Here is a 21,489-nt window from a genome sequence, read left to right on the forward strand (position 1 = left end):
GGGATCATTTCCGTCCGAAATCTGCCGGGATTTCTCCCCAGGCTTTGGTCTCCCACTTGACTATTTTGTTGGGGTAGGTATTGGTCTTGAGCCAGGTCTCGGCCCTTGTGATAAGTTCAAAAAGCGGGGCATTCTGTTCGCTGCGTTCCAGTTTGGTATTGCAGTGTTTTTTACGTACCCAACTCATTGCCGTACGCGAATCGGTATAAATTAGCCGATCGCTTTTATGTTGCTGGAGGAAGGCCAGGCCGTGGACAATGGCAAGAAATTCACCAATGTTGTTCGTTCCTTCTTCAAATGGCCCCTGATGAAAAAGCCTTTTTCCCGTTCCGGTTACCACACCCTGATATTCCATTTTGCCAGGATTCCCGCTGGAGGCGGCATCCACAGCAATGGAGTTCATATTGGGCTGGCCGTATTTTTTTAAGTCTGCAGGGTTGGGTTTTTTTGCCTTCTTGCGCGCAGCAAGGGCAGCTTTGTATCCTTTATCAAGTGCCTCTTGGGCGGCAGCCCGCGTGGGGAAACCCATGTACTGGGCCCCTTTGATGCCTTTTATTTGTTTTTTGCAGTTTTCCCAACCGGTATAAATGCCAGGCTTGTCGCCGTTCCAGATGGTGTAGTATTTATTCTTGACGGCCATCGCTAAACAATAATTCGGCAATAACTTGCGGATAATAGGTGTATTCCAGCTCGTGCACCTTGGCTGCGATGCGGTCGGGATCCTCCCCGGCCTTTATGTTCACATGTTCCTGCCGAATGATATTACCCTCATCATAAGCGGCATTAACCCAGTGGATGGTAATGCCCGTAGCCGTGTCTCCAGCCTCGCTAACTGCCTGGTGAACGTGGGCGCCATACATGCCTTTGCCACCGTATTTAGGGAGTAAGGCAGGATGAATATTGATTATTTGGTTGGGAAATTCCCTGACGAAACGCTCGGGTATTTTCCAGAGAAAGCCCGCAAGGACAAGGAGGTCGGGGTTCAGACCTTTAAGCAATGCAAGTAGCCCGGATTCTTCCTTAAAGGCTTCCCGATTAAAGCAGTACAGGGGGATTTTCAGGCGGTGGCACCGCTCAATAACACCCGCATTGGTTTTGTTGCAGAGCACTCCGGCGATTCGAACCTGGTTGTTGTCGCGGAAGTAATCCGCAATATTTTCCACATTACTTCCTGATCCTGATGCAAATAGGACAATGTTTTTGATGGGATCGGACATGGGCGGGAAGGCTGTATATTCGGGACTAAAAGTAGTATTCTTGTTGTTTATATGGGTAATTTGGAGTACATTTTAGCGGGATTTTCTGTATTTAATCCAAGAGTTTCTTATTTTTGCCATCAATTTAAATTTTAAAACCAAACAATATGTCAGACATTGCATCACGAGTAAAGGCTATCATAGTGGACAAGCTCGGTGTAGACGAGAATGAAGTTGTTGCTGAAGCTAGCTTTACGAACGACCTGGGTGCAGATTCCCTCGACACAGTAGAGTTGATCATGGAATTTGAAAAAGAATTCGACATCCAGATCCCTGACGATCAAGCAGAAAACATTGCAACTGTAGGACAGGCCATCAGCTACATAGAGGAGGCCAAGTAACTACATGTTTCGCTCACATACGAATTAACAATTATCCATGCGGTGATCAGGCTGCATGGATAATTTTTTTTAATTTACGCTTAGGTTAACGCGCCATCTAAACGAAATCTCTTCATGGAGTTAAAACGAGTAGTGGTTACCGGACTGGGAGCCCTGACACCTATCGGAAATAATAAGGACGCCTATTGGGAAGGCCTTAAAAATGGCGTCAGCGGATGCGCTCCCATTACCTATTTTGACACCGAAAAGTTCAAAACCAAGTTCGCCTGCGAACTCAAGGGCTACGACCCCAATGACTTTTTTGACCGAAAGGAAGCTCGCAAACTAGACCGTTTTGCCCAGTATGCTCTGGTTTCTTCAGACGAAGCCATTGCCGATGCTGGCCTGGATCTTGAGCACATAGACAAGTTTCGCGTGGGGGTAATCTGGGGAGCCGGGATCGGAGGTTTGGAAACCTTCCAGACCGAAGTCCTGAACTTTGCCTCCGGAGATGGAACTCCCCGCTTTAATCCCTTCTTTATCCCGAAAATGATCGCCGATATTGCCCCGGGTAATATCTCCATCAAACACGGGTTTATGGGACCGAACTATACCACCGTTTCTGCCTGCGCAAGCTCAGCAAATGCCCTGATTGATGCGCTGAATTATATCCGATTGGGCCACTGCGATGTAGTGGTTACAGGAGGAAGTGAAGCGGCAGTAACGATAGCGGGAATGGGCGGGTTTAATGCCATGCATGCGCTTTCCACCCGAAATGAAAGCCCGGAGACAGCCTCCAGGCCTTTCGACGCTACCCGCGACGGTTTTGTACTTGGAGAGGGGGCAGGAGCCCTGATCCTGGAAGAGTACGAACATGCTAAGGCACGTGGAGCCAAGATATATGCAGAAGTTGCGGGAGGGGGACTCTCCAGCGATGCCTATCATATGACCGCTCCCCATCCGGATGGAATCGGAGTGGTTCAAGTAATGAAGAACTGCCTTCGGGATGCCGGGGTAGCTCCCGAAGAAGTAGATGCCATCAATACCCATGGTACCTCAACGCCTTTGGGAGATGTTGCCGAATTGAAAGCGATTTCACAGGTTTTCGGCAAACACGCTTCGAACATCAATATCAATTCCACCAAATCCATGACCGGTCACTTACTGGGGGCCGCGGGAGCTATTGAAGCCATTGCTTCTATCCTGGCCATGGAACACGGCCTGGTGCCACCGACCATTAATCACTCGGTAGTAGACGAGAATATTGATCCCACCCTGAACCTGACGCTCAATAAGGCGGAGGCCCGGGAGGTAAATGTAGCCATGAGTAATACCTTTGGTTTCGGCGGTCACAACGCCTGTGTTTTGTTTAAGAAACTATCCTGATTCATAGCATGACGTTTCCCGGAAACATCTTTAATTCCCATTCCAAAGCGGATGGGGATTTTTTTTTGGGAATCAGCAGAATACTCGGATTTAAGCCCCGCAAGCTCGATATATACAAGCGTGCTTTCCTGCACCGATCGGCCAATAAGAAGGACAAGAAAGGGAATCCGATGAATTATGAACGCCTGGAATTCCTGGGAGACTCCATGCTGGGCACGATAATTTCAAAACACCTCTTTAAAGAGGTACCGGCAGGGGATGAAGGGTATTTAACCAAGATGCGTTCCAAGATCGTAAGCCGGAAGCACCTCAATGAACTGGGGAAGGACCTGGGCCTGTTGCAGTATGTGGAAAGCCGGATACCCAAAACACATTTTGGGGAAAACATCCACGGCAATGTCTTCGAGGCCCTGGTTGGGGCCATTTACCTGGACCGCGGGTACAGCTACTGCGAGAAGTTCATCAATAGCCGGGTTATTGAGCCTTACGTGGATATTGAACAACTCGAGGGTCAGGTGATCAGTTATAAAAGCCTGGTCATCGAATGGTGCCAGAAGCAGAAAAAGGAATTCGATTTTGAGGTTTATGAGGACAGTGGAAACGACCCGATCAAACATTTTGCTGTAAAATTGCGAATCGACGGCAGGATGATGGCAAAGGCGCGTGCCACTTCCAAAAAGAAAGCCGAAGAGAAGGCTTCCAAGCGGGCTTACTTCGCCCTCCAGGAAAAAATCGACAAATAATTACAATTTCATAAAGGCCTGAGTGCCGCCCTTCTAGGTGAAATCAGTCATATCCTGTATATTTGAGATTCGTCAATGAGGCAAATGGGCACAACGCATTCGATATGGGAGGACCTGTTAGAGGAAACTTCCTTTACCTTGTTCGCCTTACATAGTAATCTGGAGGATTACGCCTTGGCCTATCACCTGAACCTCGGGTGCGGTTTACGGCTTTCGAGGTATAAGGAGGATTTGGAGTTGGCCTCAGATGTGGCCTTTCCGTTCTTTCATTGGGATGATGAGGTCAATCAGCGGGAGTGGACCCTCTTTGCAAATCGGGCCGATATCCTGGAAACCCAGCAGACCGGAGGGTTATTTTCAGAAGCTGGTGCAGCGAGGCGCCACTACCTGATCCCGGAGCGTAAGAATGTGGATTACTTCCTGAAGATCGAGGGCGATGTTTCTGAGAGCCAGGTACACGAAAGCCTCCGATCCCTGCCCCAATTGACGACTGCCTATGCCCTTGAGCCCGACGGGCTTAAGTCCAAACTAAATCTAATTCTATAGCAGCACATGCCAAACCAGAAAAAGACCAAGATCGTTGCCACCTTAGGGCCAGCGACCAGTGATAAAGAGACGCTAAAAGCCATGATCCTGGCCGGTGTTGACGTATTCCGGATCAATTTTTCCCATGCCAATTACGACGATGTCCGGGAGCGAGTCGAAATGATTCGCGCCCTGAGCGAAGAACTCGGGTTGTATACGGCAATTCTGGCCGACCTTCAGGGGCCAAAACTCCGGGTAGGGGTAATGTCCGGGGAGGTGGTTGTTTCGCCGGGAGATACCATAACGTTCCGTACCGGGAAGCCTTTTGAAGGAAATGCCGAAGAGGTCTACATGAATTACGAAAGTTTCCCCCAGGATGTAAAACCCGGAGAACGCGTATTACTGGACGATGGGAAGCTCATTTTTGAGATTGAATCCACCGACAAAAAGGAAAAGGTAGTTGCTAAAGTAGTTCAGGGAGGCCCGTTGAAATCCAAGAAAGGGGTTAACCTGCCCAACACCAATATCTCCTTGCCGGCGCTGACCGAAAAAGATGTCAAGGATGCCATTTTTGCCTGTTCCCTTAAGGTAGACTGGATGGCGTTGTCATTCGTAAGGCATAGCGAGGACCTGATGGACCTGCAAAAACTCATCGAGGAGCATGCGGAACACAAGATTCCGATTATTGCCAAAATAGAGAAGCCCGAAGCGGTTGAAAACATCGACAAAATCGTAGCCTATTGCGACGGACTTATGGTTGCCCGGGGCGACCTCGGAGTCGAGGTTCCTGCCCAGGAAGTGCCCTTGATACAGAAGCGCCTGGTTATCCGGGCCAAGAAAGCGCGGATTCCGGTCATCATCGCAACCCAAATGATGGAAACGATGATTACCTCCCTGACCCCGACACGCGCCGAGGTCAATGATGTGGCTAACTCCGTAATGGATGGGGCCGATGCCGTGATGCTTTCCGGAGAAACCTCTGTGGGGAACTACCCGGTGCAGGTTATTGAAAAAATGACCAGTATTCTTAAAAGCGTAGAGGGATCCGAGCTCATTAAGGTGCCTCATGATCCACCGCAGATCCGAACCGTCCGCTACATAACCAAATCGGTTTGTTATCACGCAGCCTTAATGGCCAATGAAATTGGGGCCAAAGCCATTTCGACCCTGACTAATAGCGGGTACACCGCTTTCCAGATTTCTGCCTGGCGCCCAAGCGCACACATCCTGGTATTTACTTCGAACAAGGCTATCCTTTCCCAGCTCAACCTCTTGTGGGGGGTAAAGGCATTTTATTACGACCGCTTTGTCTCTACGGATGAAACCATCGAAGATGTGAATGCCATTGCCTGTAAAAAAGGATTTCTCGATGTAGGAGACATGCTTATTAGCCTGGCGGCAATGCCCATCAAGGATAAGGGGATGGTCAATACCCTGAGGGTTACCGAAATCGAATCCTGCCCGGTCTGATAAAGGCAGTATTCCGCAACGACTTAAGGTTAAAAGTCGAAGCGCAGTTGCACGGAGACATCTTCCGCTGCAGGGGCAGACGAGTCTTGCTCCGTATTGAGATTGGAGAGTGAGATTCCCAGCAGCCGAACCGATTCCCGGAGGGGTTGTTGGTATAGCAGTTCCCGTGCAATGGCCAGAATCTCTGCTTTTTTCGACACAAAATGCCCCCCGGTGTGCGAGCGGGTCTGCAATTGAAAATCCGAGTATTTGATCTTGAGCGTAATCGTCTTTCCGGCCCGGTCCTTCGATCCCAGGCGTTTTTCCAGCTCCTCCGCAATACCCTCGAGTTTTTCCAACATAAAAATTTCGCTGCTCAGATTCTCCCGGAAGGTGCGTTCCGCCCCAATAGACTTGGGAATACGGCTGGGTTGAACCGGGCTGTTGTGGATTCCCCGCACCACCTTATAGTAGTGTGCCCCGCTATTCCCGAAATGGGTAGTTAGAAAGTCCTCGTCCTTACTGTGGAGATCGGCCCCGGTAAAGATGCCCAGGCGGTACATTTTCTCAGCGGTAACCTTGCCAACACCGAAAAATTTCCGGACTTCCAGTTGCATTAGGAAATCATGGACTTCTTCAGGAGGAATTGTCTTTTGCCCGTTGGGTTTGTTTACATCACTGGCAATCTTAGCCAGGAACTTATTTACAGAGATTCCCGCCGACGCGGTAAGCCCGGTGGTTTTCAGGATCCGTTGCCGGATTTCCCGGGCGAGCAGGGTAGCCGAGGGCATCCCGGTTTTATTCTGGCTAACATCGAGATAGGCTTCATCGAGGGAGAGGGGTTCTACCAGGTCGGTATATTCAAAGAAGATCTCCCGGATGCTATGAGAAATCTCGCGGTACCGGTTGAATCGGGGACTTACAAAGATGAGCTCAGGACACTTCTTACGAGCCAGTTGACCGCTCATAGCGGAATGGACCCCGAATTTGCGCGCTTCATAACTCGCAGCAGCGACCACCCCACGGGCGCCCCCACCGCCCACGGCCAGTGGTTTCCCTTTCAGTTCGGGATTATCCAATTGTTCTACGGAGGCGTAGAAGGCGTCCATATCTACATGGATTATCTTGCGACTTTCCTCAGCCATACCCAAAATTACGGTATATTGAACTCAAGACCAGTTTATTTAATTCCATCGATGCATCTGGAAATTGAACGTAAATTTTTGGTCCGGGGGGAAGCCTTCAAATCTATGGCCTCCCACACCCTGGAAATGGTACAGGCCTTCCTGAGTACTGACCCGGAGCGAACGGTTCGCGTTCGGAAGATAGACGATCGGGGTTGGCTGACTATCAAAGGAATTACTGAGGCAGGCGGAACAACACGGCGGGAGTGGGAGTTTCCCATTTCGGGAGAAGAGGCCGAGACCTTGCTGGAAATTTGCCTGCCAGGGGCTATCCACAAAACCCGCTATCGGGTACCTTTTGAGGGGTTGGACTTCGAGGTCGATGAATTCCACGATCAGAATGAGGGCCTGGTCCTGGCGGAAGTGGAGCTTTCCAGTGAAGCCCAGGAGGTAGCCTTACCGGATTGGATCGATGAGGAAGTTACCGGCGATCCGGCCTATTACAATTCGCAATTAAGCATAAAACCGTATACCACATGGAACAAATAAAAGTACTGATCGGAGCTGTTGCAATCCTGCTCCTGCTGGGCAGTTGCGGGCAGCAGGCCACAGAAACCAATGCTGATCCTCAATCTGAAGCTGAAGTTGTGGATCAACAGCTGGGCAAGCAGGATGGCGTCAGCACCACGGGGGAATCTTATGCCGCCCTTAGCGCACGGTTAAAGTCGGAAGGCTTTGAAATCTTTGATTATATCGATGAAGCCAGCGGGGATACCGTCTTGATGCAACAGTATTATATCGCTTTTTTAAAACGCGGGCCGTCCCGCTCCCAAACCGATGCGGAAGCAGATAGCCTCCAGATCCTCCATATGGATCACCTTTCGAAAATGTATGAGCTCGGCTACGCCGACATTTCAGGGCCCTTCGGGGATGATGGCGATATCCGGGGAATAACGATTTACAATGTACCTACCCTGGCCATGGCGGATAGTCTTGCCAATGCCGACCCTATGGTTAAGGCCGGGCGTTTGGTAATTGAAGTACACCCCTGGTGGGCTGCTAAAGGCTTTCCCTTGCGCTGAGTCTAGGGCGCGCTCTTGAATTGCTTGAGGAAACGCATATCGTTTTCACTCAGCAGACGAATATCCGGAATTTGATAAAGTAGGAGGGCAATACGATCTATCCCCATCCCAAAGGCATAGCCGGAGTAGGTTTTGGAATCGATCCCGCAATTGTCCAGGACATTGGGATCGACCATCCCACAGCCCATGATTTCGAGCCATCCGGTTCCCTTGGTCATCTTATAATCCGTTTCAGTTTCCAGACCCCAGTAAACATCGACTTCTGCACTGGGTTCGGTAAAGGGAAAGTAGGAAGGCCGAAGGCGAATACGGGACTTGCCAAACAACGCCTGGGTAAAATACTGCAGGGTCTGTTTTAAATCTGCGAAGGAAACCCCCTTATCGATGTAAAGGCCCTCCACCTGATGGAAAAAACAATGGGAACGCGCCGATATGGCCTCATTTCGGTACACGCGTCCGGGAGAAATGGTCCGGATGGGCGGTTTGTGGTTTTCCATGTAGCGGACCTGTACAGAAGAGGTATGGGTACGCAGCAGGATATCCGGGTCGGTTTGCAGGAAGAACGTATCCTGCATGTCCCGGGCCGGATGGTATTCCGGAAGGTTCAGTGCCGTAAAATTATGCCAGTCGTCTTCGATTTCAGGTCCTTCGGAAACGGTAAAACCAATTCGGGAAAAGATATCGATGATTCGGGAGCGAACAATGGATATTGGATGGGCAGATCCCAGAGGTAGCGGCTCACCGGGGCGCGTTAAATCCCCGTATTGGGTTTGCCTGGCCTTAGACGAACCAGCAGTAGCCTTCAGAGCGGCTACTTTCTCGGTTGCTGCCTGTTTCAGTGCGTTTACCGTTTGCCCGAATTCCTTTTTTTCGGCAGGGGGTACATTCTTTAACTCCGCAAAGAATGTGGTCAGGACACCCTTTTTACCCAAATACTTGATGCGGAACTCCTCAATTTCGGCTTCCGTTTTGGCGGTAAAGGCTTCTACCTCTTTTATGTGTTGCTGTAATTGCTCAATCATAGCTTCCCAGGCATCTGGCCTCTTTTCAAGGCAGCGACAAAGGTAAACATTTCTTTAAACCGCAACAGCGAAAGTGCAGCTTGTCCGCAGGGTACGGATCAGGCCATGAAGGAGACCTTGCCTGTAGCGATATCGTACATGGCTCCGACAATACTGATTTCTCCGTTATCCTCCATTTCTTTGAGGACGGCACTTTGTTTCCGGATGTTGTCGAGGGTAAGGCGGACATTGGTTTCGGCTACCGTATCGACAAAAGAAGCATTTTTAGAATTTCGCAGCGCTTCATCTTCGGGTTCCTTAACGGCATGGACGGCCGGTTTGATTTTGGATACCAGGGCCGTGAGATTTCCCAGGCGGGCATCGTCGCAGGCACCTTTTACAGCACCGCAGGCCGTGTGCCCCAAAACCACCACCACCTTGGTGCCGGCAAGTTTGCAGGCAAATTCCATACTACCCAGGACATCTTCATTGACGATATTCCCGGCCACCCGGGCGCTGAAAATATCCCCAACCCCCTGATCAAAGACCAACTCTGCGCTTACCCGGGAATCGATACAACTCAGGATAGTTGCAAAAGGGTACTGTCCATCGGCAGTTTGCTTAACCTGTTCGAGCAGATCGCGATCTGCCAGTTTACGTTGTACAAATCTCTGGTTGCCCTCTTGAAGCAGGGCAATGGCGCCTGAAGGGCTAATCTGGTCCTGGGACTCTTTAGTATGTGCAATCATGGATGTTTATTTTAGGTTTTAGGGGGTTTCTCCAGCTTGAAGAATTCGATATAACTCGGCGGATTCTCTACAGTCCCCCGCTCGGAGATCAACTTGATATTAATATTGCGATTTTTCGCTTTAAAGGCAAAGTCTTCCAGGATTTCAATGATGTCATTATCCAGATACCGTGTTTTGCGCACATCCAATTCCAGGAAAGAATCTTCCGGAATGGCATCCAATTCCTTCAGGATGGCACCCTTGTTAAAGAAAGTTACTTCTTCGGCCAGGGTCATCTGCAAATGGTGTCCGCCGGAGTCCGGGGTTTTAATGTGCAGGAAGTGGGAATTCTGGTAACTCTTGATCAGGATTACCACGATTCCAACAGCCAACCCAAGGCCTATACCGATGAGTAAGTCTGTAAAGACAATTCCAACAACGGTTACCACGAAAGGCACCCATTGCTTCCAGCCCTTGTGGTACATTTCTTTGAATAGCTGGGGCTTGGCCAGTTTATAGCCTACCAGAAACAGTATAGCGGCCAGAACAGAGAGCGGAATGAGATTCAGCAAGGTGGGAATCAGCATTACGGAAAGCAACAGGAAGATTCCGTGAATGATCGCAGAGGCTTTTGTTTTTCCACCCGACTGGATGTTCGCCGAACTGCGGACAATTACCTGGGTTATTGGGAGCCCGCCGATCAGGCCGGACAATATATTCCCAGTACCCTGGGCCAACAATTCCCGGTTGGTCGGGGTTACCCGTTTCTCCGGATCTAATTTATCGGTCGCCTCAACACAGAGCAGGGTTTCCAGACTGGCCACCAGCGCAATGGTAAATGCGGTAACCCAAATGGCGGGGTTGGTAATTACCCCGAAATTCGGGAACTGGAATTGCCCGAAAAAGGAGGCAGCATCTTCAGGAACTGGTACGCTAACCAGGTGTTCTGTAGCGATCGCCAGGGTTTCGTGGGAACGCGTCAGTACGTAAAAAATAATTCCGGTTACAACAGCAACCAAGGGTCCCTGGATGAGTTGAAAAATCTTAGCTTTCTTGGAAAGCACCTTTTCCCAGAGGATCAGGATCGCCATCGCTATCAGGGCAATCAGGGTTGCCCCGGGGGAAATGTTATCTACAATATTAAAAAGCTCCGAAAACGTATTTTCGCCATCGACCTGGGAGAAGGCAAAATCTCCTTCCGGATCTGCATCGTATCCGAAGAAGTGCGGGATCTGTTTCAGGATAATGATGATACCAATTCCGGTAAGCATCCCCTTAATCACAGAAGACGGGAAATAATACCCGATAATTCCGGCTTTCAGGACACCGAACAAAATTTGAATGGCCCCTCCGAGCACAACGGCAACCAAGAAATTCTCCCAGCCACCCAGGGCTCCAATAGCACTGAGCACAATGGCAGCCAGACCTGCGGCCGGTCCGCTAACTCCGATCTCGGATCCGCTTAATGAGCCTACGACAATCCCCCCGATAATCCCTGCAATCAAGCCGGAAAACAATGGGGCTCCACTGGCCAGGGCAATCCCGAGACAGAGCGGGATCGCTACAAAAAAGACTACGATACTTGCGGGGAGGTCCCGCCGAAGCGATGCGAACATAAAGTTGGTATTAGGTTGTAGGTGGCTAAGACTTAAATAAAGAGGTAATATACAAAGATTACCCGGCAGGAGTCCTGAATACTTCGCAAGAAGTGCTAAAAATCCTTCAATTGCCGAAGCCCTTCGGCAGGCATCCAGCCGGTTTGACCATCGGCCAGTTCAATTTTTTTCCAGGTGGTCAGGGAATCGAGCACCTGCACTTTGGTGCCTTCATGGAGGAGGAAGGCTTCCGAGGCGTTATCATTGGGTTCTGCGCGGACGGTTACCACTTCGCTAAAGATAATCGCGGGCTGGTCCTGAAGGTAGGCATTGTAACTCAGGTAGGCCGCTGCAGTACTCAACAGGGAGAGGACCAGCATAAAAAATCCTGCGATAAGCGAAATGCGTTTCAGGTTGGGCTGGGACAGACCAAAGTATAGCAGGTATGCGATTACAAATAGCGACATCAGGACAATTCCGACAATTGCCCACTGATCCATGCTAAGACTACCGATCAGTCCTCGGAAGGCGCGCCCAATTTCGGTCTCCGGAATGGGTTGTATGGCATCGACGGTCATATTTTGGGCAAAGGCCAGGTTGGATTTGATTTCCTGATCTGCAGGATCCAATAAAAGGGCCTTTTCGAAGTAGTAGATACTCGGGGCGATATCGCCGAGCTTGTAGTGGGCATTCCCCATATTAAAATATAGGGCAGCGGAATGTTTTCCGGATTTCAGAATCTCTTCATAGTACCCGAGCGCTTCCTGATAGGATCCGGAATTGTAGGCTTCCGTAGCCTTTTCAAAATTACTGTCCCCCTGACTTGCCCGTAGGGAGTCCGGAACAACCAGGCATATAAGGAGCGCTATGAAGAGGAGGTTACGCATGCTACAGATTTTTATCAAGGGCATTAATGACCTGGCTGGCCGTTTCGTAATCCTGTTCCATTTGCACCCTGGAAAAGGGGCTGTACCGGGCCATCTCACAGTTCTCCAAAAGCCCGAGGAATTCGCCGATAACGGCATCATCGGCTCCGCGACTACTGAGCAATTCCCGGATTTTGTCTTTGCTGAATTCCGAGGTTTCAATTTTAAGGCGGGCTTTCAGGTAATTGTGAAGCGCCTTTTCCAAAGCCACGTAAAAGGCCTCTTTGTCTCCCAGGGTTTTGCGTGCGGCAGAAAGGTATTTGCGCGCCAGGCGGTTGGCTCTCCGGATCTTGTTGCCCTCCACATCTTGCTGTGATTTCTCCCGTCTTTTTCTGACCAGGAGGAAAAGTGGAATCAGCGCCAGGGGTCCCAGCCAGGAAATCCAGTGGGTACTTGTCCCGAAGAACGGGGTCCAGGCCCTGGGTTCCAGATTAGGCCGCAACTTGATAAAGTGAAACTGATCCGAGCTCACCACTGGTGTCCGGGTGCTTACCGCAGGAGGTGTTCCCGGGGTAGGTACTGCGGTGGGTCCCTCGGCGACTTCAATAGTCAGCTCATTGGAGGAGCGCCTTTCATATCGCTGGGTTCTCGGATTAAAATAACTAAAGCTGATTTCCGGAATGGGATACTTCCCCCGGTAGCTCGGCACGATGGTATAATTTTCACTGACTTCCCCACGCATGCCCGAAAGCGTTGTCCGGACCTCTTCCTCAAATTCGGGTTCATAGACTTCCAAAGCGCTTGGGAGGTTGAGCTTGGGCAATTCGAACAGTTTGAGATTTCCCGATCCCTTTACCCGAACCTTCGCCTGAAGGGATTCGGAAGCGTTGAGGATCCGGCGGCTAACGTCTACGGTGAACTCAAAATCTCCCACAGCTCCGCTGAAGTCTTCCGGCTTCCCTTCTTCGGGCAGGGGCTTGGCCTGAATGAGGCGTTTCCCTGCTGAAACCGTCTTTTCTGTGCTCGCATAGAGGCGTTCCCCAAAGAAGTTGCGCCGTTCGGTAGGTACCTCAAGATTAACCTTCAACACCATAGGCTCGATCTCGAGTTCCCCACTTTTCTGGGGGTAAAGTACCATGCGCTTGATTACGATGAAATATGCCGGCTGCCCCTGATACATCCCGTTTTCAATACGGTATTTGCTGAACGGGATTTCCTGGTTCCAAAAGTTGTTATACTTGGGATTATCGAGAAAATCGAAGTTGGTTACCACCAGCGAATTGCGGAAATACAACTTGTAGACCACACTGATGGGTTCGTTCAGATAGGGATTGGTATCAGAGACTTCGGCAACCAGGTGAAGATTTTCATCGGCTATATCTGCAACGGTAGGTGGAGCGTTCGGGGTATCCACCGCGTCGGTAACCACTACTTTCTTAGGGATGGTTTTATAGGTATTCCCGGCGATAACGATGGTTCCCTGTCCGATGGTAAAAGTCCCTTTAGATTCAGGAGCCAGGATATAGGAATAGGTTTTGGAATAATACCGCTTTCGGTTGGCGAAGGTAGAACTCACCGCCTGGGTGGGGCCCATTACTATCCGGAATCCATTGAAATCAGGGGGAATGAAATTATCCCCATCCTGGTTCATGCTAAAATCCACGCGCAGCTTCTCGTTTACCCCGAGTTTCTCCTTGCTGAGCTTCAACTCAAAGCTTACCTCCTCCTGTTCCTCCTGGGCCCATAACGGCCCTGTAAAACACAGGAGAGCGTAAATCCAGATATGAAACAGTTTGCGAATCATTTACCAGTCCTTTTCAGTAGTCGGTGGACCGCCTTTAATTTTTTGGGCGTCTATTTTTTCTTTTACTTTCTTCTCTTCATTTTCCATGGCCTGCAACAAATTTGCAATTTGCTCTTTGGAAAGCTGGTTGGGCCTGGGTTGCTGGTCCGAAGGTTTGGGCTGGTCCTTGGAGTCTTGCTTTTCGTCCTGGTTCTGGCTTTTTTTCTCTTCTTCCTCCTTCTTCATATCATCTTCCGATTCCCCTTCCTGAGCTTTATCGGATTCGCCATTATCCCCTTCCTGGTTCTCCTTATCCTCAGCGTCATCTTCATCTCCGGAGTCTTGTTGATCCTGTTGATCCTGGTCTTGTTGCTCCTGCTCATTTTCACCCCCGTCGTCCTGTTTTTGCTCCTCCTGCTCTTTCTTGAGCATTTCCTTGGCGAGGGCCAGGTTGTAGCGGGTTTCTTCGTCTGTGGGATCGTTGCGAAGGGATTCTTTGTACGCCTCTACAGCGTTCTGATATTGTTTTTGCTGCATGTAGACATTCCCCATATTGTGATAGGCCTTGTGTTTGTCGCCCTTGGCTCCGGCACGGTCTCCGGCTTCCTTGTAGCGTCCAAAAGCTTCGCCGTAACTTCCATCGGTGTAATAGGCATTCCCCAGGTTGTATGGAGCCGCACTGTTGGCTTCGCTTTTAGCGATCGCCCTGCGAAATTTGGCTTCGGCCTGAACAAAATCGCTATCGGCCAGATCTTCATTGGCTTCCGCAGTCAGGGCCTGGGAGCTTCGAATAGCCTCGGGATTTGGTACTTGTTCTGCTGAAGGGTTCCCGGAATTCGAGCGCGCGGGGTCCCCGCCTTCCTGAGCGTGGGCCAGGAGGGAAAAACCAAATACAAAAATGAGGATCAACTGCTTCATCTATGCTGCATTTTTTCGTTCGTCAAATAAATCCAGGCGCCTGAGCCATGCCGTTTTGCGCTCCAAAACGAAAAGGTCCAAAAATAACAAGATCAGCGCAGCCGCGAGAAACCACTGAAACTGATCTTTGAAATCGGCGAATTGCTGGGCTTCGAATTCGGTGCGGTCCATTCGATCCAGAATCTCTGAAAAGGCAGCCACAGCACCGGCCGTGTTCGCGCCATCTATGTAGGCTCCATCTCCGTCACTGGCGATTTCTTCCAGGATATCCGGGTTGAGCTTGGTAATCACCACTTCCCCCTGCATGTCTTTCTTCAGGCTCTCCAGGACCCCGTTGCGCTTGATCGGGATGGGCGCACCTTTGGTTTGTCCCACGCCTATCGTAAATACCCGGATGCCCTTTTCCCGTGCCAGATCTACAGCATCGGTTACCGCACCTTCGCTATGGTCTTCCCCATCGGAGATGATGACCAATACCCGGTTGGTCTGAAATTCATCATCGAAATATTCAGTGGCAAGCTCTATGGCTTCTCCGATGGCAGTTCCCTGGGAGGAAAGCATATCGGTGTTCATACTTTGCAGGAACATCTTGGCGGCACCATAGTCCGTGGTAATGGGCAGTTGCGGGTAGGCCTGCGCTGCGTAGGCAATGATTCCGATCCTATCCGCGGTGAGTTCGTTGATAATCTCGCTCACCAGCCGCTTAGCTTTCTCCAGTCGGTTGGGAGCGATATCTTCGGCCAGCATGCTCTTGGAAACATCGACAGCAAACACGATATCCACGCCTTCCCGCTTCACGGTTTCCAGTTTCGTGCCCATTTTTGGATTTACCAGACCAATAATCAAAAAGAACAGGGCAGCCACATACAAAATTAGCTTTAGTGCCGGTTTGAAACGGGAACGATCCGGCGCCAGCCTGTCGAGCAGGGCCGGGTCGGCAAAGCGTCGCTGAACACGTCGTTTCCACAACTGATACCCCACGAACATGAGGATGATCAGCGGGATAACCGCCAGCAGATAGAAATATATTTTTTCGTCCAGTTGAATCATGTTCCAATCAGATAAAACTCCGCATAAGTGTAAACTTCAGGAGGAGTTCGAGCAGCAATAACCCGCCTGCCAGGAAAATCCAGGAACGGTATTTTTCCTCGTAACGGGAATACTTGATCTCTTCAATCTCTGTTTTTTCCAGCTTATTGATCTCGTCGTATATCGCCTCGAGCTGGTCGTTGTCGGTTGCCCGGAAGTACTGACCCCCGGTAACCTGTGCAATCTCCTGCAGCAGGGCCTCGTCGATTTCCACCTGCCGCATGCCAAAGCGGAAACTGCCGTCGGCGTTATAACCAACAGGCGAGGGAGCATTGCCATTGGTCCCAAGCCCAATGGTATAGGTTTTTATTCCGTACTCCAACGCGAGGTCGGCGGCTGTTTTTGGTTCTATAAAGCCGGTATTATTCACTCCGTCGGTAAGCAGGATGATAACTTTTGAGATGGCCTTGCTGTCTTTGAGACGGTTTACTGAAGTAGCCAGCCCCATCCCAATAGCCGTTCCATCGTTGAGCTGACCGTAGGAGATTTCTTTTAGGGCACGCAGCACAATAGCCTTGTCCGTGGTAATCGGAGTTTTGGTATAACTCTCACCGGCGTAGACCACGAGTCCGATACGGTCGTTCGGCCGTTTACCAATAAATTCTGTCGCTACCCCTTTCAATGCCGCCAGGCGGTTTGGTTTCAGGTCGCGGGCAAGCATACTTGTACTCACGTCAATGGCCATAACAATATCGATACCCCGCGTGGTCTTCGTACGGGTGCTGACATCCAGGGTTTGTGGCCGGGCCATGCCGGTAATGACGGCTGCCAGCGCCAATAAACGAAGGGCAAAAGGCAGCGCCTGCAGTTTGCTGAGTAAGGACGACTTTCCAAAACCGCTCAACCCGGGCATTTTCAAGGTCGGGCTGAATTTCTCCCGTTTGAAGATGTACCAAAGGATGGCTGCCGGAAGTAGTAGAAGCAACCAGAAAAACTCCGGATTCGCAAAGGCGATGTTTTCTCCGATCATACCGAAAGTTTTACATCCAGGTTTTCGAGAATACGCTCGATCGTCGCTTCGTTATAGGTGTTGTCGGTGCGCCAGGACAGGATAATTTGCTGCATGAAGCCTTTGCCGCCGAAAATTAGAATGGTGTACTCGCCTTCGTGCTGTTCATCTGAATCGGGCAGAGTAAAACGGCCGCTTCCAAAGACCTTTAACCCCTTAACCCCGGATTTGGTTTCATATTCCTCCTGCTTGGTGATCAGGTTCTTCGCTCCCTGGGCTTCCATCTGGGTCAGCACTTCCTCGACGTTTTGCGCAAAGTCGGGTTCTTTTTCCCTGTCGGCAAAAGCCATTGATCTGGCAAAGATGGAAACGCCTGCCCCAGGATCGCTGAACATGAAGACATCCATATCCTGGATTCCGGCTTTGATCAGCCTTTCTTCGGGTACCTCCTGGCGGAGTAGGACTTCAGGGGTCTCCAAGAGAATAGGGGGGTAGCCGTAGGAACTCGCAATCCATTCCCCTTCCAGCAAAGACTTGCTCGGACTGCCAAAAATGGATTCTTTCACGGTTTGGAAACCGTAGAGGGAGACAGCGCCGACAAACCCAAGGACCAGCACACCAGCCAGGCTTATACCTGCAATGCGCAGGCGCTTTTTGCGTTTTTCGGCCTCCAGGGCTTCCCGATAAGCTTCCTGTTGGAGTAGTTCTTCTTCGGTCGGTTCAGGGATGGCTTCATGGGTGCGCTCCACAATGTTGCGTATGGCCTCCCGATCGGCTTCTGCCTGTTTCATTTCCGGGCGGGAACGCGCGAACTTAACCAAATCTGCAGTCTGCAGTATTTTCTGAAACTGGATCAGGGTCCCGGGCTCCAGATTTAACTTTCCGGCATCCCGCATAATTTCCAACTTCGTAATTAATTGGTCCGTGGTACTTTCCAGGGCGTCTACTTCGATTTCCTCCTCCAGATAGGAACGGACAATACCAGTAAGTTCGGTGTAATAGGGTTTAAAGGCGTCTTGTATGAGATAGGGGGATTCTTCCAGTTTTTTGAGATTCAGCATCGCCCGTTCGTAAGGAGGAAGTAGGGCCTCCTGTTCTTCCTCGGTCAGCGGCTTTTCCCGAAAGAAAAAATAATAAACGCCTCCGCCAATAAGTGCGAGAACGGCCAATCCCAGTAACCAGGGCCATAAGCGCATCGGTGGGGCTTCCACTTCCCGGGAAGCCTTAATGTCGTAGAGTTTCTGAGCCGTGGTATCGACTGCAACATCACCGACAGCAATCCGAAGGGAGTCGGTGAAAAATCCAGCCCCATCTACTTCGATTCGCTGGGTGGGTAAGAGGTAGTTTCCGGAATCGAATTGGGTCAGGGCATAGGTCTTGATCAATTCCATTCGCCCGTCGCGGATGGTCGTATCTGTTTTTAGAGCTTCCACCGTTTCCAGTGGGGCAAAGGTCTGCCCTTCAGGAAAGATGACCTGTGCGGTAGTATCGGCTTCGACCCGTACCGTAAAGCGAATCTGTTCCCCGATCCGGATGTTCGTGGTATCGACCTCGGACCGGATTACCGGGCCTTCCTGAGCCCGAGCCAAACTCAGGGACAACAGGCAGAGGGCAAGCAGGAAGACGCGCTGCCTTTCCCTTGCCATCAATGACCATATGTCCATGTTATAGTTCACTATCCGCGTTGTTTGAAATACCCTAAAAGTTTACGAACGTAACTCTCATCTACCCGGCAATCCAGACTTCCGGACCCGGCCCGGGTAAAGCTTTCCCGGAAGTAATTTTCCCGTTCCCGGAATTGCTCGGCATACTGGCGCCGCAAACGAGCCGACTGGGTATTGACCAATCGGGTGCGCCCCGTTTCATTATCATACATGCGTACTAACCCCAGATTGGGTATTTCCCGCTCTTTGGGATCGTAAACCCGGATCCCGGTTACATCGTGTTTCTTCCCGGTTATACTGAGGGTTTGGTCATAGTCTTCGGCCATAAAATCCGACAGGATAAAGACAATTGACTTTTTCTTCAGGACATTGGACAGGAATTTCAGGGCCCCGGCCAGGTCTGTCTTGCGGCTCGAGGGCTCAAATTCCAGCAATTCGCGAATTATGCGAAGCATGTGGCTCTTTCCCTTTTTAGGCGGAATAAATAATTCCACCTCGTCGGAGAAGAGGATTAATCCAACCTTATCGTTGTTTTGCAAGGCCGAAAAAGCGAGGGTTGCCGAAATCTCGGTCAGGACCTCCTGCTTGAATTGCGCAACGGTTCCAAAGTATTCCGAACCACTGACGTCGACCATGAGCATAAGGGTCAGTTCCCGTTCCTCCTCAAAAACTTTTACAAAGGGTTCGTTGTAACGCGCGGTCACGTTCCAGTCTATGGCCCGTACGTCGTCTCCATACTGGTACTGCCGAACTTCACTAAAGGTCATACCCCGCCCCTTGAAGGTGGAATGGTATTCCCCTCCGAAGATATGATCGGACAGACGCCGCGTCTTGATCTCGATCTTACGGACTTTTCTAAGAAGTTCTTTGGTATCCATGTCTGATCCCGGTTTAGCGCGTTGGCAGTTTTAGTTGGCTTGTGGTTGGCCGAACCTAAAATTTACGGGACTTCGATCTCGTTTACGATACGGTTGATGATCTCTTCCGTGGTTACGTTTTCAGCCTCCGCCTCATAGGTTAATCCGATACGGTGGCGCAGCACATCGTGAACAATGGCACGGACATCCTCGGGGATCACATAACCCCTGCGTTTGATGAAGGCGTAACACTTTGCGGCATTGGCCATGTTGATACTACCCCTTGGCGAGGCTCCGAAACTGATCAGTGGTTTCAATTCGGACAACCCGTATTTTTCAGGGTAACGCGTGGCGAAAACAATATCCAGGATATAGCGTTCAATTTTCTCATCCATGTAGACCTCGCGCACCATTTGCTGCCCCTGAAGAATTTGCTTCAGACTCACCACCGGGCGGATCTCTGCCGGTTTACCCTGCAGGTTCTGGCGAATAATCATTTGCTCTTCGCTCAAACGCGGGTAGTCGATGATGGTTTTTAGCATGAAACGGTCTACCTGGGCTTCAGGCAGCGGATAGGTCCCTTCCTGCTCTACCGGGTTCTGGGTGGCCATAACCAGAAATGGGTCGTCGAGGGGGAAGGTAGTGTCTCCAATGGTTACCTGCCGCTCCTGCATGGCCTCCAAAAGCGCCGATTGAACTTTGGCGGGAGCCCGGTTGATCTCATCGGCGAGGATGAAGTTGGCGAAAACCGGTCCGCGCTTAATCGAGAAGTCGTTTTCCTTTATGTTGTAAATCATGGTCCCGATGACATCTGCGGGTAACAGGTCCGGGGTAAACTGGATTCGGGAAAAGCTTCCCTTAACTGCCTTGGAAAGGGTATTGATCGCAAGGGTCTTGGCCAGACCCGGAACTCCTTCCAACAGAATGTGACCGCGCCCGAGCAGGCCGATCAGTAGTCGTTCCACCATATGGCGCTGTCCGACAATGGATTTCTCCATCTCCTGTACCAGCAGGTCGATAAAAGCGCTGCTCTCTTGAATTTTCTCATTCACGGCGCTGATGTCTACCGTCTTGGTTTCTTCCATAGAATTGGTTTAGTAATCGTGTTTCAATAAGCTGTTTAGTTGTGCCTCGCAAATTGAAAATTTATTTCAGTTCCCCCTGTTAATGATTGGTTAAAAAATCCGCAAAACCCCCAGTTTTATAATGGTTTTAAGAGATTTTATTTCTACTTTCACTTCCTATGCAAGACTATTGGAAAACGGCTGATATTATCGCCGGAACAATGACCTGGGGAGTGTGGGGCAAAGGGTATTCCACAAAGGTAATGGCAGACCTTATCGAAAGCTGTCTCGATATGGGCATTACGGTCTTTGACCATGCGGATATCTATGGCGGCTATACCACGGAAGCCGACTTTGGAAAAGCCCTAACAGCGAGCGGTGTTGCCAGGGACAGATTCAGTCTGATCAGTAAGTGCGGGATCCAGTACGCCTGCGAGGCTCGACCCAATATCATCAAGCACTATCAGTACGACACAGCGTACATCATCGCTTCCGCGGAAGCCTCCCTGAAAAATCTGGAAACCGAATACCTGGATCTTTTGTTGCTGCATCGCCCCAGCCCTCTGATGCATCCTGAGGAAGTGGCTGCGGCCTTTGACAAGCTCAGGAGCTCGGGAAAAGTCAGGGCTTTCGGGGTCTCAAATTTCACGCCATCCCAGATTGCTTTAATCGAATCGGGGAGCCCTTTGGAGGCCCATCAATTCGAGTGTTCCCTGACGGCACGGGACGCCCTTTACGACGGAACCCTCGACGATTGTTTGCTCCACGGGCGAACGGCGATGGCCTGGAGTCCGCTGGGAAGTTATTTCAGGGAAGAATCCGAAACCACGGAGCGAATCCGGCAGGTTCTCGACCCGTTGTGTGCTAAATATGAAGCCACGGCCGATCAGCTTTTACTCGCCTGGCTACTGCGTCATCCCGCGCGCATCCGACCGGTTGTTGGGACGACCCGGGAAGATCGTATTGCCATGGCACTGGAGGCAGCAAAAATTACCTTGGAACGTGAGGAGTGGTTTTCACTGCTGGTGGCCGCCCAGGGACACAAGGTGCCTTAAGCCTTGAAAAACAGGACATTCACGAATACCAAACA

22 protein-coding genes are annotated in these 21,489 nt (G+C 50.6%); 8 read left to right on the forward strand and 14 right to left on the reverse strand.

Features of this window, described 5'->3' with window-relative positions:
* Positions 1 to 4 precede the first annotated feature (4 nt).
* Together BM318_RS06215 and purN are read right to left on the reverse strand one after the other, a co-directional pair.
* Positions 5 to 640 (reverse strand): ribonuclease H1 domain-containing protein, encoded by a 636-nt coding sequence (locus tag BM318_RS06215; protein WP_092981546.1) that lies wholly within the window; start codon positions 638 to 640, stop codon positions 5 to 7.
* Positions 624 to 1,217 carry a phosphoribosylglycinamide formyltransferase gene (gene purN / locus BM318_RS06220; RefSeq protein ID WP_092981547.1) on the reverse strand — a complete coding sequence of 198 codons (594 nt, stop codon included), beginning with the start codon at positions 1,215 to 1,217 and terminating at the stop codon, positions 624 to 626. The genes BM318_RS06215 and purN overlap by 17 nt, the downstream gene beginning before the upstream one ends.
* 146 nt (positions 1,218 to 1,363) lie before the next feature.
* Here purN and BM318_RS06225 point away from each other — a divergent pair, with 146 nt between their 5' ends.
* From BM318_RS06225 to pyk, 5 genes are all read left to right on the forward strand, one after another.
* On the forward strand, positions 1,364 to 1,597 hold the full coding sequence (locus BM318_RS06225; RefSeq protein WP_009778413.1) for an acyl carrier protein: 234 nt from the start codon (positions 1,364 to 1,366) through the stop codon (positions 1,595 to 1,597).
* 114 nt (positions 1,598 to 1,711) lie between these two features.
* Positions 1,712 to 2,962, forward strand: coding sequence for a beta-ketoacyl-ACP synthase II (gene fabF, locus BM318_RS06230; RefSeq protein ID WP_092981548.1), 1,251 nt, complete (start codon positions 1,712 to 1,714; stop codon positions 2,960 to 2,962).
* Positions 2,963 to 2,970: 8 nt separating this feature from the next.
* Positions 2,971 to 3,705 carry a ribonuclease III gene (gene rnc / locus BM318_RS06235; RefSeq protein WP_092981550.1) on the forward strand — a complete coding sequence of 245 codons (735 nt, stop codon included), beginning with the start codon at positions 2,971 to 2,973 and terminating at the stop codon, positions 3,703 to 3,705.
* Between the two features lie 84 nt (positions 3,706 to 3,789).
* Positions 3,790 to 4,251 (forward strand): IPExxxVDY family protein, encoded by a 462-nt coding sequence (locus BM318_RS06240; protein WP_092981551.1) that lies wholly within the window; start codon positions 3,790 to 3,792, stop codon positions 4,249 to 4,251.
* A gap of 6 nt (positions 4,252 to 4,257) precedes the next feature.
* Complete coding sequence (pyk, locus tag BM318_RS06245) at positions 4,258 to 5,700, forward strand: pyruvate kinase (protein WP_092981553.1); 1,443 nt, start codon at positions 4,258 to 4,260, stop codon at positions 5,698 to 5,700.
* A 29-nt stretch (positions 5,701 to 5,729) separates the two neighbouring features.
* On the opposite strand, the gene dinB is transcribed toward pyk, so the two are convergent.
* Positions 5,730 to 6,824 (reverse strand): DNA polymerase IV, encoded by a 1,095-nt coding sequence (gene dinB / locus BM318_RS06250; protein ID WP_092981554.1) that lies wholly within the window; start codon positions 6,822 to 6,824, stop codon positions 5,730 to 5,732.
* A 51-nt stretch (positions 6,825 to 6,875) separates the two neighbouring features.
* Here dinB and BM318_RS06255 point away from each other — a divergent pair, with 51 nt between their 5' ends.
* Both BM318_RS06255 and BM318_RS06260 read left to right on the forward strand, forming a co-directional pair.
* The gene (locus BM318_RS06255) at positions 6,876 to 7,352 is read left to right on the forward strand and encodes a CYTH domain-containing protein (RefSeq protein ID WP_092981555.1); all 477 of its coding nucleotides are present in this window, start codon (positions 6,876 to 6,878) and stop codon (positions 7,350 to 7,352) included.
* Positions 7,340 to 7,885, forward strand: a complete 546-nt coding sequence (locus tag BM318_RS06260) for a YciI family protein (RefSeq protein ID WP_092981557.1) — start codon at positions 7,340 to 7,342, stop codon at positions 7,883 to 7,885. The genes BM318_RS06255 and BM318_RS06260 overlap by 13 nt, the downstream gene beginning before the upstream one ends.
* 2 nt (positions 7,886 to 7,887) lie before the next feature.
* Here the strand turns inward: BM318_RS06260 and pheS are convergent, their stop codons facing one another.
* The 11 genes from pheS to BM318_RS06315 all read right to left on the reverse strand — a co-directional run bounded on the left by pheS (position 7,888) and on the right by BM318_RS06315 (position 20,420).
* Complete coding sequence (gene pheS, locus BM318_RS06265; RefSeq protein WP_092981558.1) at positions 7,888 to 8,907, reverse strand: phenylalanine--tRNA ligase subunit alpha; 1,020 nt, start codon at positions 8,905 to 8,907, stop codon at positions 7,888 to 7,890.
* A gap of 98 nt (positions 8,908 to 9,005) precedes the next feature.
* Complete coding sequence (locus BM318_RS06270; protein ID WP_092981560.1) at positions 9,006 to 9,635, reverse strand: carbonic anhydrase family protein; 630 nt, start codon at positions 9,633 to 9,635, stop codon at positions 9,006 to 9,008.
* An 11-nt stretch (positions 9,636 to 9,646) separates the two neighbouring features.
* Positions 9,647 to 11,230 (reverse strand): SulP family inorganic anion transporter, encoded by a 1,584-nt coding sequence (locus BM318_RS06275; protein WP_092981562.1) that lies wholly within the window; start codon positions 11,228 to 11,230, stop codon positions 9,647 to 9,649.
* Between the two features lie 95 nt (positions 11,231 to 11,325).
* The gene (locus tag BM318_RS06280; RefSeq protein WP_092981563.1) at positions 11,326 to 12,096 is read right to left on the reverse strand and encodes a tetratricopeptide repeat protein; all 771 of its coding nucleotides are present in this window, start codon (positions 12,094 to 12,096) and stop codon (positions 11,326 to 11,328) included.
* A 1-nt stretch (position 12,097) separates the two neighbouring features.
* Positions 12,098 to 13,879: a BatD family protein gene (locus tag BM318_RS06285; protein ID WP_092981565.1), complete on the reverse strand. Its 1,782-nt coding sequence runs from the start codon at positions 13,877 to 13,879 to the stop codon at positions 12,098 to 12,100.
* Positions 13,880 to 14,776 (reverse strand): tetratricopeptide repeat protein, encoded by an 897-nt coding sequence (locus BM318_RS06290; protein WP_092981566.1) that lies wholly within the window; start codon positions 14,774 to 14,776, stop codon positions 13,880 to 13,882. It lies immediately after the preceding gene.
* Complete coding sequence (locus tag BM318_RS06295; protein WP_092981568.1) at positions 14,777 to 15,826, reverse strand: vWA domain-containing protein; 1,050 nt, start codon at positions 15,824 to 15,826, stop codon at positions 14,777 to 14,779.
* Between the two features lie 7 nt (positions 15,827 to 15,833).
* Positions 15,834 to 16,832, reverse strand: coding sequence for a vWA domain-containing protein (locus BM318_RS06300; protein ID WP_092982099.1), 999 nt, complete (start codon positions 16,830 to 16,832; stop codon positions 15,834 to 15,836).
* Positions 16,832 to 18,460, reverse strand: coding sequence for a BatD family protein (locus tag BM318_RS06305; protein WP_245759758.1), 1,629 nt, complete (start codon positions 18,458 to 18,460; stop codon positions 16,832 to 16,834). The genes BM318_RS06300 and BM318_RS06305 overlap by 1 nt, the downstream gene beginning before the upstream one ends.
* Positions 18,461 to 18,489: 29 nt before the next feature.
* A complete protein-coding gene (locus BM318_RS06310) occupies positions 18,490 to 19,356 on the reverse strand; it encodes a DUF58 domain-containing protein (RefSeq protein WP_092981570.1) in 867 nt (288 codons plus the stop codon).
* A 62-nt stretch (positions 19,357 to 19,418) separates the two neighbouring features.
* Complete coding sequence (locus BM318_RS06315) at positions 19,419 to 20,420, reverse strand: AAA family ATPase (RefSeq protein WP_092981572.1); 1,002 nt, start codon at positions 20,418 to 20,420, stop codon at positions 19,419 to 19,421.
* Between the two features lie 158 nt (positions 20,421 to 20,578).
* On the opposite strand from BM318_RS06315, the gene BM318_RS06320 reads away from it, so the two are divergent.
* On the forward strand, positions 20,579 to 21,454 hold the full coding sequence (locus tag BM318_RS06320) for an aldo/keto reductase (protein ID WP_092981574.1): 876 nt from the start codon (positions 20,579 to 20,581) through the stop codon (positions 21,452 to 21,454).
* Positions 21,455 to 21,489 lie beyond the last annotated feature (35 nt).

The sequence above is a fragment of the Robiginitalea myxolifaciens genome (assembly GCF_900115205.1).
Lineage (GTDB): Bacteria > Bacteroidota > Bacteroidia > Flavobacteriales > Flavobacteriaceae > Robiginitalea > Robiginitalea myxolifaciens.

What these genes read in the sequence shown, in the direction of transcription:
- BM318_RS06215 (WP_092981546.1), bottom strand. Translation starts at nt 640, where the DNA reads ATGGCCGTCAAGAATAAATACTACACCATCTGGAACGGCGACAAGCCT.
- purN (WP_092981547.1), bottom strand. Translation starts at nt 1,217, where the DNA reads ATGTCCGATCCCATCAAAAACATTGTCCTATTTGCATCAGGATCAGGA.
- BM318_RS06225 (WP_009778413.1), top strand. Translation starts at nt 1,364, where the DNA reads ATGTCAGACATTGCATCACGAGTAAAGGCTATCATAGTGGACAAGCTC.
- fabF (WP_092981548.1), top strand. Translation starts at nt 1,712, where the DNA reads ATGGAGTTAAAACGAGTAGTGGTTACCGGACTGGGAGCCCTGACACCT.
- rnc (WP_092981550.1), top strand. Translation starts at nt 2,971, where the DNA reads ATGACGTTTCCCGGAAACATCTTTAATTCCCATTCCAAAGCGGATGGG.
- BM318_RS06240 (WP_092981551.1), top strand. Translation starts at nt 3,790, where the DNA reads ATGGGCACAACGCATTCGATATGGGAGGACCTGTTAGAGGAAACTTCC.
- pyk (WP_092981553.1), top strand. Translation starts at nt 4,258, where the DNA reads ATGCCAAACCAGAAAAAGACCAAGATCGTTGCCACCTTAGGGCCAGCG.
- dinB (WP_092981554.1), bottom strand. Translation starts at nt 6,824, where the DNA reads ATGGCTGAGGAAAGTCGCAAGATAATCCATGTAGATATGGACGCCTTC.
- BM318_RS06255 (WP_092981555.1), top strand. Translation starts at nt 6,876, where the DNA reads ATGCATCTGGAAATTGAACGTAAATTTTTGGTCCGGGGGGAAGCCTTC.
- BM318_RS06260 (WP_092981557.1), top strand. Translation starts at nt 7,340, where the DNA reads ATGGAACAAATAAAAGTACTGATCGGAGCTGTTGCAATCCTGCTCCTG.
- pheS (WP_092981558.1), bottom strand. Translation starts at nt 8,907, where the DNA reads ATGATTGAGCAATTACAGCAACACATAAAAGAGGTAGAAGCCTTTACC.
- BM318_RS06270 (WP_092981560.1), bottom strand. Translation starts at nt 9,635, where the DNA reads ATGATTGCACATACTAAAGAGTCCCAGGACCAGATTAGCCCTTCAGGC.
- BM318_RS06275 (WP_092981562.1), bottom strand. Translation starts at nt 11,230, where the DNA reads ATGTTCGCATCGCTTCGGCGGGACCTCCCCGCAAGTATCGTAGTCTTT.
- BM318_RS06280 (WP_092981563.1), bottom strand. Translation starts at nt 12,096, where the DNA reads ATGCGTAACCTCCTCTTCATAGCGCTCCTTATATGCCTGGTTGTTCCG.
- BM318_RS06285 (WP_092981565.1), bottom strand. Translation starts at nt 13,879, where the DNA reads ATGATTCGCAAACTGTTTCATATCTGGATTTACGCTCTCCTGTGTTTT.
- BM318_RS06290 (WP_092981566.1), bottom strand. Translation starts at nt 14,776, where the DNA reads ATGAAGCAGTTGATCCTCATTTTTGTATTTGGTTTTTCCCTCCTGGCC.
- BM318_RS06295 (WP_092981568.1), bottom strand. Translation starts at nt 15,826, where the DNA reads ATGATTCAACTGGACGAAAAAATATATTTCTATCTGCTGGCGGTTATC.
- BM318_RS06305 (WP_245759758.1), bottom strand. Translation starts at nt 18,460, where the DNA reads ATGGCAAGGGAAAGGCAGCGCGTCTTCCTGCTTGCCCTCTGCCTGTTG.
- BM318_RS06310 (WP_092981570.1), bottom strand. Translation starts at nt 19,356, where the DNA reads ATGGATACCAAAGAACTTCTTAGAAAAGTCCGTAAGATCGAGATCAAG.
- BM318_RS06315 (WP_092981572.1), bottom strand. Translation starts at nt 20,420, where the DNA reads ATGGAAGAAACCAAGACGGTAGACATCAGCGCCGTGAATGAGAAAATT.
- BM318_RS06320 (WP_092981574.1), top strand. Translation starts at nt 20,579, where the DNA reads ATGCAAGACTATTGGAAAACGGCTGATATTATCGCCGGAACAATGACC.